Here is a 12,022-nt window from a genome sequence, read left to right on the forward strand (position 1 = left end):
AGAGATATGAATTTTCATTCATTCAAAAAATATATCCTCAGCGCAGCGATCCTCTTTTTGGCGGCTGCCTGTGACAACTATCTCGATTTGACTCCCATCTCGGAAGAGACGAGTGGCAGTGCCTATTCTACCGCCAATCAAATCGAGGCCGCACTGACCGGTGCGTATGAGACTTTTCAGTCGTCTGACTACTATGTGTGGGATCAGATTCTGTTGGAAGATGTTCGTACGGATAATGACTATGCCGGAGGAGATAACCCGGAGATTTTTGCCATTGATCTATTCAATATCACCCCCACGAATAGTCGTATACTGGGGTGGTGGTCGTCTCTCTATAATGGGATTCTGAAGGCCAACACCGTACTTGACCGGCTACCGGACGTTACCGATCCCAAACTGACCGACGAGCGCAGACAGCAGATTAAGGGAGAAGCTCTGTTTCTGAGAGCGCTGCACTACTACAACCTGGCAAAAAACTGGGGCGGGGTACCCCTGGTTCTCGAATCGACCACAACGACCGATCCGGGTAAAACACAACTGCCTCGTGCTACCGAAGCAGAAGTGTATGCTCAGATTCTGAAAGATCTGGACGCAGCAGCCAAACTGTTACCGGATACATACGGTAGCGATGCAACGGTGAACAAGGCCCGTGCCACTGCCGGTGCTGCTTATGCGCTTGCCGCGAAAGCCTGTGCTCAGGAACCAGCACATGACTATGCCAAAGCGTTGGAATACATTGCCAAAGTGGAAGCCAGCACCGCCAATTACCGTTTGCTGGATAACTATGCAGACCTGTTCGATGGTAATCATTACAACAATGCCGAATCGATTCTGGAAGTACAATACACCGGCGGAAGTGAAGGAAACTGGGCCCCGCAGATGATGTTGCCTCCGTCGCTGAGTGGCGACACCTGGCGGAAATTTGTTGTCCCGTCGCATAACCTGATTGATGCTTACGATGCAGAAGGCGATGTAGTGCGGAAAAACGCCAGCGTTATTTTCGAAAAAGTGAACGACTGGATTGATGAATATTGGGGCAATGCCAAAGGCAGCAGCATCCCGTTTGCCTACAAAATGAAGAACGCGATGGGATGGGCCAGTACCGACCGGTTGTACATTCTTCGTTACGGAGACATTGTCTTGCTGAAAGCAGAAGCTTTGAACGAAACCGGTGACTTGACCGATGCAGCTGCTGAGGTAAATAAAATCCGCGCCCGCGTAAACCTGGCACCACTGACTGCCGCGCAAACGGCTACGAAAGATGCCTTGCGTACGGCGATTCTCAACGAACGCCGTCTGGAGCTGGCCCAGGAAGGACAGCGTTGGGATGATCTGAAACGTCACAACCTGGTGGTTTCGACCATGAACAACCTGCAGGAAATTGACCTTAGGACTGGTCAGCCTACACCGTATAATGCAACGGAAGCCAAAACTCTGCTCCCGATTCCGCAGCAGGAACTTGACAGAAACCCGCAGCTGGAGCAGAATCCGCTTTAGTACTGGATAATATTGAAATTTATGTTACATGAAAGGACATGGAAGGGTGGTTGCTAGTTGGACTCTCCATTCAGGAGGACAACGAATTTAAGGGCATTTATGGTGACGCCCGGACCATGTCTCTTTCAAACAACAAATGAAAAAAATGAAGACAAGATATAGTTTATTGCTCACGGTCATCGCGCTGTTGTTTGCCGGTTGGTCGTGCACCGAAAAAGATAATCTTGCGCCGGAAGGAAACTGGGAGCTAAGTGATCCTGCGATTGTTTCTCCGGCGACGAATTCATCCATCGTTTTGGATGAGAACAAACCTGATTCAACTATCGTCTTTACCTGGACAGGGGCCTCTTCCACGGCTGGTTTTGGCGTCTATTATTCTGTCGTAATCGATACTGCCGGTTCAACCAGTTTCGATACGCCGATTCTTTCGGTGAAAGCGGCGAACACGGGTGCCGCACTTACCGCGTCCATTTCGGCCAGTCAGCTGAATGAAGCGATGTCGCTGGCCGGTTATCCGGCGGATGCCGAATCGAAAGTGACCTGGGCCGTCGTTGCCAGCTGTTTGAGTAAAAGCACTTACTCCTCGGGCGATTTGCTGGTGACCCGTTTCCAACACGAAATTATTCCGACTTCTCTCTATGTTTCAGGAGAAGCTACAGAGACCGGCACGGATTTGTCGAAAGCAATTCCGATGCGCCGTCTGAAGGATGCCAATGGAAACGGACTGAACCGTTACGAAGCTTACACTCATCTGGATAAAGGAAAAGCCTTTAAATTCTTCAGCGCTACGAGTCTGCCGGCTCATCAATATGGTGGTTCTGACGGAAACCTGGTGAAATCAGGTACCGCGATTGTTGCTCCCGATTCAGCTGTTTACCGTATCTCGGTTGATTTGGATAACAACACCTATTCATTACTGAAAATTGACAAATGGAGTATTGTTGGTGGTATCATCGATGGCGGTTGGGGAGGTGACGAACCTCTGCAATACCAGGGCGGCGGTGTCTGGAAAGGCAGCATCAATCTGCTCGATAAAGGTGGATTTGTATTCCGCGCTAACGGCGACTGGGGCTATCTGCTGAAGCACATTGTCGGTACTGATAATTCGCTCATCATGGAATCGGAAGGAAATGAGCTGGGTATCTCATTCGAGGATGACCAGTCAACGTTGTCGGGGCAGTGCATCTTCACGCTCGACTTGTCCAACGATCCGTATACCTACACCATTGAGCGTGATCCGAATGCTGCTGGTCCGGTTGCGACACCAGATCACCTTTATCTGTTCGCTGATGGAACAATGATGAAGGAATTGACCAAAGATGGTGATACCTTTACTTCGGGTACTTATCTGGCATTGCAAAGTGGCGTAGCGTATACCCTGAACAGTGCATCCGATGGTTCGGGAACCAGTTACGCGTTGAGCGGAAATGTGGGTGCTTCTGATAATCCTACTGCTGATAAGGTGGCCGGAACTTCTGATTTGTCAGAAAGCGCCGATGGTATGACGGTTGAACAAGACCAGGCTTACATGCTGAACATTGATTTCTCTTCAGCGAAAGCGAGCTGGTATTATTACAACATGAAGTTGTTCCACTGGTCGAACTGGGATACGCGCGATGAGTTTGTGATGACTTACGTTCATCCTTATACCTTTACGGTAACAACAGACCTGAAAGCAGGTTACCTGATGAAATTCAACTCGCCGTGGGACGTGCAGTTCGGAGCAGACGATCCTTCTGCATTGAGTGGTACGATGACCAATAACGGTGGTGAAAACTTTGATAACCTGACAGCTGATGGTAACTATACGGCAACGATTGTTGTGAGTGATGACTATCAAACAGGAACTTACCAGTTTGTCAAAAACTAAACTAAAATAAAGCCAGGTGGTTTCGGCCACCTGGTTCCTTAACGAATTGAATGATGGTTGGAAAGAGAAAATTAACGGTTGGATTGGCTGCATTGTTGACATTGAGTGTGATGGGATGGCGGTGTAACGACAAAAAAGAGGCAACTCCCGCACCTCCGCCACCTCCTTCGGTGCCGGTAGATGTAGCTTTCTATCTGACTAAGCCTGATAAATCGGTGTTGTTTTCACCGCAGGAAAACAGTTTAACCGAGTCGACGAATAGTAATTTGCCAACGATTGAAATTGATCCATCGACAACATTTCAGACCATGGATGGCTTTGGTTTCGCGCTAACCGGCGGAAGTGCCATGCATCTTTACAACATGTCGGCTGCCAAACGACATGCTTTGCTGACAGAGTTGTTCGATGATAACGATAACAATATCGGTATCAGTTACCTTCGTATCAGCATCGGAGCTTCCGATTTGGATGCTTCCGTATTTTCATACGACGATTTGCCTTCCGGTCAAACGGATGTCAACATGGACCATTTTTCGTTGGCTCCCGACCGGCAATACCTGATTCCGGTTCTGAAAGAGATTCTGACAATCAATCCAAATATCAAAATACTGGGTTCGCCCTGGTCGGCGCCATTGTGGATGAAAACCAACAATAATTCCGTCGGCGGTAGTCTGAAACCTGAATATTACGATGCATACGCGAAATATTTCGTGAAGTATATTGAAGGGATGGCGCAGGAAGGAATTACCATCGATGCCATTACCATTCAGAATGAGCCGCTGCATGACGGAAACAATCCGAGTATGTATATGCCGGCCACGGAACAGGCGGCGTTTATTAAAACGAGCCTTGGACCTGCGTTTAAAGCAGCAGGAATTCAAACAAAAATTATTGTTTACGATCATAATTGCGACCGGACCGATTACCCGGCAGAAATATACAACGATGCTGATGCCTCGCAATATGTTGATGGTGCAGCGTTCCATCTTTATGCCGGTTCTATTAACAGTCTGGCTGCTTTGCATAACAGCTATCCTGATAAGAACCTGTACTTTACAGAGCAGTGGATTGGTGCTCCGGGGGACTTCCCGAGTGATTTGAAATGGCATACCCGGGAATTAATCATCGGCGCAAGCCGGAACTGGTGCAAAACCGTTCTGGAATGGAACCTGGCAGCGAATTCAAGCCTGGAACCACACACCGATGGAGGTTGTTCGCAGTGTTTGGGAGCGTTAACCATCGACGGTGACAATGTGAAGAGGAATCCGGCCTACTACATCATTGCTCATGCGTCCAAATTTGTTCGTCCTGGCTCGAAACGTATCTCGAGCAGTCAACCCGGTAACTTGCCCAACGTGGCCTTCAAAACACCCGATGGTTCAACTGTACTGATTGTTTTGAACGATGCTTCGGTTACCCAGGCATTCAATGTGAAACTCGGCGAAGAAACAGTGTGCAGCACACTTGCAGGAGGCGCTGTGGGAACATATATTTGGTAATCGAACAATAAATAAAACCAGATGAAGTACTCCTTAATAATTGTTACTGTCTTTTGGGCCTGGTCGTGCGCTCAGCCAGTTCAGGAAAAGAAAGACACGACCGCACCTGATTTTTCGACCAGCGGAAAGAAAATTGAGGTATTCACTACGGCGAAAGATACCAATCTGCGCCTGGCTCATACCGGTGAATCGAGCTTTCAGAAAGCTATTCAACCCAAAGAAACGGAAATTTCCATTTTCGTTAATCCGAAGAAGTCTTTCCAGTCATTCCTGGGAATCGGTGGTGCAATTACTGACGCTTCGGCAGAGGTGTTTGCTCAGCTTCCGGCTGATAAACAGAAGGAATTGTTGGCGGCTTATTACGGAAAAAGTGGTATCGATTATTCGCTGATGCGGACGAATATTGGTAGTTGCGACTTTAGTAGCGAGAGTTACACTTACGTGGAAGATGGGGATAAAGATCTGAAAACTTTCTCGGTAGCTCATGATATGAAATACCGTATTCCGATGATTAAAAGAGCGATTGCCGAGGCTGGCGGTCATATGGTTTTGTTTGCCAGCCCGTGGAGTCCGCCGGCTTTCATGAAAAGCAACAAGAGTTTGCTGCACGGCGGAAAATTGCTTCCGGAGTATGATCAGGCGTGGGCCAACTACTATGTGAAGTTTATTCAGGCATACCAAAAACGAGGAATTCCGATTTGGGGAATTACCATTCAAAACGAGCCAATGGCTGTGCAGACGTGGGAGTCATGTGTATATACAGCTGCTGAAGAAAGGGATTTCCTGAAAAACTTCCTCGGTCCGACCATGGAAAAAGCAGGCTTTGGAGATAAGAAAATCATTGTCTGGGACCACAATCGTGATTTGATGGTCGACCGCGCCAACACCATTTTCGGTGATCCGGATGCGGCTAAATATGCCTGGGGAATGGGAATGCACTGGTACGAAACCTGGACCGGCGCGAAACCCAAATGGGACAATGAGCAAGTAGTGAAGGAATCTTATCCTGATAAGAACCTGTTGTTCACCGAAGGGTGTAACGAGGCATTTACGCCGGAAGAATACCAGCGCTGGTCTAATGCCGAGCGTTACGGGAGCAATATGATTCACGATTTCAACAACGGAACGGTAGGCTGGACAGACTGGAATATTCTCCTCGATCAGAATGGCGGCCCGAATCATGTGGGCAACTTCTGTTTCGCGCCCGTACATGCCGATACCCGAACCGGCGAACTGAATTTCACGCCGGCTTATTATTACATCGGTCATTTCTCCAAATTCATTCATCCGGGAGCGAAGCGCATCAGTACGGCTTCCAGCCGGAGTACACTGCTCAGTACTTCTTTCATGAATAAAGACGGAAAGATGGCCACGGTGGTGATGAATGGTTCCGACAGCCCGGTTACTTACAACCTGATTGTAGGACAAGCGGAAACACACCTGGAAATACCGGCGCATGCCATTCAAACGCTGGTGTACTAAGTATATGTAGACAAACAGGATTTCATAGGTTTGCAAGTCAGCTGACGACGGATATCGAAGTATCTGTTGTCAGCTTTTTTTTTCCACTGGAGGATAATTTTTTACCTAAAACATAGATTTTAACGGGAGAGAACTGATTTATAGAAGATTATTTTCCAATTGGTGTAGGGTAAAATTCGTCTCATGCGGTACACTGAAAAAATGTAGCATTTGCTGAGAATAACTCACTGTTAAATGGTTGTTTGCCGACGACGGAGCTGAGACTCTTCAAATGCTGCATCTTTTGAATTATTTGTAGTCGAACTTAAAATCAGTTGTGATGAAAAAAACGAGTTTCTTTATTGCATTCCTTGCAATAGCCGCACTAATTATCGTAACCTCCTGTAGCGAAAACCCCTCTGTATCTGCCGATGAAGTTCAGGCTTCTGAGGTAAAAGCACTCTCTTTAATAATTGATGATGATGGCAATTTAGCTGGTGACCTGACTGATGAGGAAGTTGCCAGTCTGCAATTCATGATAGAAGAAGAAAAAGTCGCCCGCGATGTTTATCTGGAAATGTTTGACGTTCATGACCTTCGTGTATTCGACAATGTTTCGAAAAGTGAACAGCGCCATATGGATGCCGTCCTTTTTCTGATTGATGGTTATAACGTTGTAAATCCGGCTTCCGATGAGCGTGGTGTATTCGTGAATCCAGATTTACAAAGCCTCTACGATACGTTAGTTGAACAAGGACGCGCTGGAATTGAAGAGGCACTGAAGGTCGGCGCGTTAATTGAAGAGACTGACATTGTCGATTTGAATAACTGGCTGGAAAAGGTAGAAAATGCCAACGTAGAAATAGTTTATGCCAATTTGCTAAAAGGTTCAACCAATCATCTTCGCGCATTCGTCCGCAATCTGGCTTCTTTGGGAATTACTTACGAGCCGCAGGTTATGGATGCCGATGCTTATGATGCGATTATCGGGCAATAATATTTTACCGCCCGCAACATTTCATCGATAAATATTTCAGGGCTTTCATTGAACACTGAGCTAATAGCTTTCTTCATAGGTTTGGAAATAAATAGCTGGCTATTGACGGTACTTGATATCATAGCAGCAGTCAGCTATTTTTTTGCTTAATCAACCTTGCATGCGAGTTTTATGTCTTGATTTCTATATGTTTTACAATACAATTTGAACGATCTAGCACTTTAATTATTAAATTCAGGAGAAACCGAACCCTCTCCTGTCGTTTAACTGACCAATGCTGATATTCCGATATGCGATGTGGAGAGGTAAAATTGCATTTAACCTAACTCACTTCCCATGTCGAAGCGAAGAAAAAAACGACCATCGGCGCAGCAACAAAAACAAGCACAAGCCGAACAACGAAAAAAATTTTACCGGAAAGTCAGGCATTTTTTCACTCTTATTGAAAAGGAACATCTATTCCGACAGATTTCCGAACGTGAATTGCAATACCTCTGGAAGTTGCGAATGCGTGCGCCAAAAATAAAACCGGAAGACGGTTGTTCTTTATCGGCAAAACATGCGAAAATGATGACCGAAGCTTTATATTATTATCTGGATGAATATAAAGTGGATATTTCAGATACTGATTATCAAATTAGCGCGTATGACTATCTGACTACAGGCCTGACTATTTATGCTTTTATTTTGCGAGAGCCAAATCCTAATTTTCCGAAAGGTGATAATTTTTTTGAGGAAATGCGACCAATTACGGAAAATCTGTTTGGTGACGAACTTGAGTTGCTGATAAAGACGTTAAAAACAAATCTGGGAATGATCTATGATGGAATTGATATCGATCATTATCCGGTTCAGTTCGAATGGAGAGGAGGGCAAAGTGCCCATCGGGGAGTGTTTGCTGCATTTATAGTTAGTAGGGTTGCAAATCCAGTCATTCATATCAAAACAGGTGGTTCACGGCGCCCTGCCTACCAGGTAGGTTTTGCTATCGAAGAATTTGTCCCGCTGAAACTTAAGGCTGAAGTACTACATCTCGAAACAGCAGAATATCCCGAACTATTAAATGTTTATATACAAAGTCATGCACTTCGCCGTTTGAGCGAGCGGGTGGATTTGTTAGCCCCGGGAGAGCTTCGCTGGTGTATGTATGACTCTCTCGCAGAACCAACGGTTATTCCGTATCGCCATCATTCCTATTTAATTGAGTATCGTGTACTGGGATATAAAATCGGTTATCTGGTTGCCGACTTAATGAAAAGGAAGATAATTATTCGGACTTTCCTTCTGGTTACGCAGTGCGGTACACCAGAAGAACAAAAATTGTGTTCGAATACCGGTTTGTCCAAAGAAGATATTGCTTATCTGAACTTATGTAAGTTGAGTTCATTTGTCAATTCCGATATTTATGAAAATCAAACATTAAAAGTAATGTTTGAAGAGGCTGGCTGCGGTCCTGTACTCGAATTTGCCAAAGACAAAGCTAAAAAACCAGCTAAAAAGATTCCCCGGGCTGAACAGATTTTGAACTACTTGAAAGCAGAACCGCCAATGTTGGAATTTGAGCTAAAAAGACATTATGCTCTCCGTAAAGAAGGAAAGTCATACATTGCTATTTTATAGTTTTTGTGGTGTGAACTGGCTCAAATCGTATATACCGAGTTTCTTTTCGAGATCGGCTACTTTTTCCACGACGCTTTCGAAGCCGTCCTGCCCGAATAGTTCGTGTTCTTTCTTTTCAAAATCTTCCCCCAACGAGTAAAATTCGTTTCTAGAGATAATCTTCCGTAAGGCAGGGAAAAGCACCGTGTCTTCCCGGGCTTCGTGCGGACGGTACATCGTATTGAATGATCGCAGCAACTCAATCATCTGTTTCGCATTGTCTTCATTCGAAAGGGAATTCATGTTCGCCAGTTGGATGATTTGGGCGGTTACGTCGCGACCAGCTTTGTGCTGTTTACGCAGCGTTGCAACTAAATCAGTCAGCAAGTTGGCCTTTTCGAAACGAGGGAACAGGTAGTTTTCCTCCAGCTTTTCGTGGTAATCCTCGATAAAATTCCGAATGATTTGGGCTGAGTTGTTGAGGACCGATACATCGAACGATTCGCCAGTGGACAAGTGTATTCGGCAGGTATCGTAGATAAGTAGAATCCGGTTCAGTGCGCCGTGTTCACGCATCAGGTCTTCCGGCGGAGCCACATCTTCGCCTTCTTCCTTTTCGCAACCCGGCAGGAGCCCCAAACCAGCTATTCCGGCAAGTGAGCCTAACAGCAGACCGTTTTTCATGAATTGGCGTCGTTCTTCATTCGGCTTTCCGAAAGGATGATTGGATGGTCGGTTGAATTTTTTCATGATTTCTGTTTTAATCGTTTTGATAATCGGTAATCGATGGAAATTTTGCCACTTCCGTAGAGAAGCAGATAGATAAGCAGCACTGTCATGGCAAAGTCCGTGCGGTATTCATGAGCAAAAGTCCAGAATCCTTCGTGCATCAGTATGGGCCATTTGGTAGCGACAAAAGCTGTTATCATGATGATGAGCAGTGGAATGGAGGCGATTCGGGTAAATAATCCCGGGAGGATGAGCAGAGCGGAGGCAGTCTCGAAGACAGCAGTGAGGTAAGCCCAGAATTCGGCATGGCTAAAACCAATTCTCACAAAACGGCCGGTTCCCAGGGCATCTGGGAAAAGAAACTTCTGGATTCCCTCCGACAGAAAAATGAGCCCGACAGTTAACCTGATGAGAAGTGCGCTGTTGTTGTGTACGGTTACGAGGAGGCGGTTAAGAAGGTTATTCTTTTCTGACATAGCAACATGGATGTTTTTCAACGACTGGTCAAATCGTTGTACGCAAGTTGCTTCAGGTGCGATTCATTGTCAGTGGTATAACAGGTTGGCAGGAGATCTGTTCAGATGTTAGTGTAATTATATATCAAGAGGACTGCGCACAGTGAATCGATTGTTGTTTAGTACTTGCTTGTAAACCATAGTATTCCGGATGTCTTTGTGTCCCAGTAATCGTTGAACCGTTTCGATGCAATAACCGTCTTCTAAAAGATGAGTGGCAAAGCTATGCCGGAAAGTATAACAGGAAACATGTTTGGAAATTCCGGTATGGCGTACCGCTTCTTTTACGGCTTTTTGCAGGTGATTTTCATGAATGTGGTGTTGGAAAAGCTTCTCTGAGCCATTCTCGGTACTCGGTTTCCCGGAAGGAAAAAGGTATTGCCAGTCCCATTCCATCGCTGCTTCGGGATGTGCTTTTTGGATAGGTTCCGGAAGGTTGGTACCTGCAAAGCCTGGGATTAATTTGTTTTCTTCGAATTGGATACTGATTTTTTGGATTTGTCTGGATAATCGTGGAATGAGCAGCGATGGCAACAAGGTCTTTCGTTCCATCTCGTTGTTTTCGTCCCGGACAATGATTTCTTCTTTCTCTATATTGATATCACGAATACGTAAGCGCAGACATTCGTTCAGTTTCAAACCACTGCCGTAAATTAACGACGCCATCAAACGGAACTCTCCCTGCAGGTCGTTCAGAATCTCCTGCACCTCTTCGCGAGTCAAAATCGTTGGTAGTTTTTTCTTGATTTTGAAATGTTTCGAATGGAAATCATCAAAGGGAATACTCAACACTTTGGTATACAGAAAAACAAGTGCATTGAGTGCCTGGTTGCGGGTCGAGGGGGAAACACTGCGCTTTTGGCTCAGGTAATCAAGGTATTCAGTTACTTCGGGGGCACCCATCTCCTTCGGGTGTTGCTTGTTGTTGAAGATGATGAAGCGGTATATCCAAGCCAGGTAACTCTTTTCGGTACTGCTGCTGAAATGGTTTTTGTGGATGATATCCCTGACTTCATCTAAAAACTCAGTGTGCTCCATGGGATAACCATTTTGTGCATATTACTACAAATCTAAGCTATTATCCATCAAAATGCTACGTTCTGACGATATATCTCATACTATGCTTTTTCATTAGTCTATTGATTGCCGCTGTTTAGTGTTGTAAATTTAATAGGTTCGTTAACAGTGTAATACGAACTAAAACGAGGAGGCGATATATGTCGAAACTGGTTGAGCATTTTAAAAAAGGCACATTCGAAGAACAATACTGGATACCGGCACATAACGAACGAAGAGAGTCATCTCTCTTCCGTAAGAACAAAAAACTGATACGTGATGAATGCGGAGCACCCTGTTGGGTATGTGGGAAAAAAGAAGACCGCGAAGTTCATCATGTTTTTGAATGGGCATTTTGGAATGCGCTTTCACCCCAAAAAGTAACCAATATTCTTAACGCAATAGAATTTTACGACGAAGACTACATCGCTTCCGTCGACAATCCTGAAAAACTACACCAGTATTTGACAGAACTTTCGAAAACCAAAAAATTTCTTGACACTCCCGATGATGCGCGTAACCTGGTGGTTCTGTGCCGGGAGCACCACCGGTTGAAATATACCGGCATCCATACCATCTCGTTCCCACTGTGGCTGGCTATTGCAGCTGTTCCTTCCGAAGGAGGAATCCTGACCCGCGAACAAATCACAACCGCAGTAGCCCGCGTTTCGAAAATTGACGAAGAGCTGGCATCGTATGCCGCGAACAATTACACACCTCACCGGCTGTAAAGTCTGCAGGTTTTGTCTTAGGTGCTTTGCTTCCGGAAGGTTGATAAGGGAATGTTTAACCAAAAGAA

10 protein-coding genes are annotated in these 12,022 nt (G+C 45.6%); 7 read left to right on the forward strand and 3 right to left on the reverse strand.

The genetic code is table 11. The features are described 5' to 3' along the window. The first annotated feature begins 6 nt into the window (after window positions 1-6). The 6 genes from GJU87_RS02095 to GJU87_RS02120 all read left to right on the forward strand — a co-directional run bounded on the left by GJU87_RS02095 (window position 7) and on the right by GJU87_RS02120 (window position 8,944). Window positions 7-1,497: a RagB/SusD family nutrient uptake outer membrane protein gene (locus GJU87_RS02095; RefSeq protein WP_153637996.1), complete on the forward strand. Its 1,491-nt coding sequence runs from the start codon at window positions 7-9 to the stop codon at window positions 1,495-1,497. A 145-nt stretch (window positions 1,498-1,642) separates the two neighbouring features. After that, entirely contained in the window at window positions 1,643-3,367 is a 1,725-nt protein-coding gene (locus GJU87_RS02100; RefSeq protein ID WP_194831416.1) for a SusE domain-containing protein, read from the forward strand. Window positions 3,368-3,417: 50 nt separating this feature from the next. Then, entirely contained in the window at window positions 3,418-4,866 is a 1,449-nt protein-coding gene (locus GJU87_RS02105; RefSeq protein WP_228491822.1) for a glycoside hydrolase family 30 beta sandwich domain-containing protein, read from the forward strand. A 21-nt stretch (window positions 4,867-4,887) separates the two neighbouring features. Then, a complete protein-coding gene (locus GJU87_RS02110; RefSeq protein ID WP_153637998.1) occupies window positions 4,888-6,348 on the forward strand; it encodes a glycoside hydrolase family 30 beta sandwich domain-containing protein in 1,461 nt (486 codons plus the stop codon). Between the two features lie 319 nt (window positions 6,349-6,667). Next, window positions 6,668-7,324 (forward strand): DUF2202 domain-containing protein, encoded by a 657-nt coding sequence (locus tag GJU87_RS02115; protein ID WP_153637999.1) that lies wholly within the window; start codon window positions 6,668-6,670, stop codon window positions 7,322-7,324. A gap of 336 nt (window positions 7,325-7,660) precedes the next feature. Further along, window positions 7,661-8,944 (forward strand): hypothetical protein, encoded by a 1,284-nt coding sequence (locus GJU87_RS02120; protein ID WP_153638000.1) that lies wholly within the window; start codon window positions 7,661-7,663, stop codon window positions 8,942-8,944. On the opposite strand, the gene GJU87_RS02125 is transcribed toward GJU87_RS02120, so the two are convergent. The 3 genes from GJU87_RS02125 to GJU87_RS02135 form a co-directional block, all read right to left on the reverse strand. After that, entirely contained in the window at window positions 8,939-9,673 is a 735-nt protein-coding gene (locus GJU87_RS02125) for a hemerythrin domain-containing protein (protein ID WP_153638001.1), read from the reverse strand. The two genes, GJU87_RS02120 and GJU87_RS02125, sit on opposite strands and share 6 nt — an antisense overlap. Continuing rightward, window positions 9,670-10,128 (reverse strand): DoxX family protein, encoded by a 459-nt coding sequence (locus GJU87_RS02130; protein ID WP_153638002.1) that lies wholly within the window; start codon window positions 10,126-10,128, stop codon window positions 9,670-9,672. The genes GJU87_RS02125 and GJU87_RS02130 overlap by 4 nt, the downstream gene beginning before the upstream one ends. Window positions 10,129-10,245: 117 nt before the next feature. Further along, window positions 10,246-11,205 (reverse strand): integron integrase, encoded by a 960-nt coding sequence (locus GJU87_RS02135; RefSeq protein WP_153638003.1) that lies wholly within the window; start codon window positions 11,203-11,205, stop codon window positions 10,246-10,248. 179 nt (window positions 11,206-11,384) lie between these two features. Here GJU87_RS02135 and GJU87_RS02140 point away from each other — a divergent pair, with 179 nt between their 5' ends. Then, window positions 11,385-11,954, forward strand: coding sequence for a hypothetical protein (locus tag GJU87_RS02140; RefSeq protein WP_153638004.1), 570 nt, complete (start codon window positions 11,385-11,387; stop codon window positions 11,952-11,954). Window positions 11,955-12,022: the final 68 nt, after the last annotated feature.

The sequence above is a fragment of the Prolixibacter sp. NT017 genome (genome assembly GCF_009617875.1).
GTDB lineage: Bacteria > Bacteroidota > Bacteroidia > Bacteroidales > Prolixibacteraceae > Prolixibacter.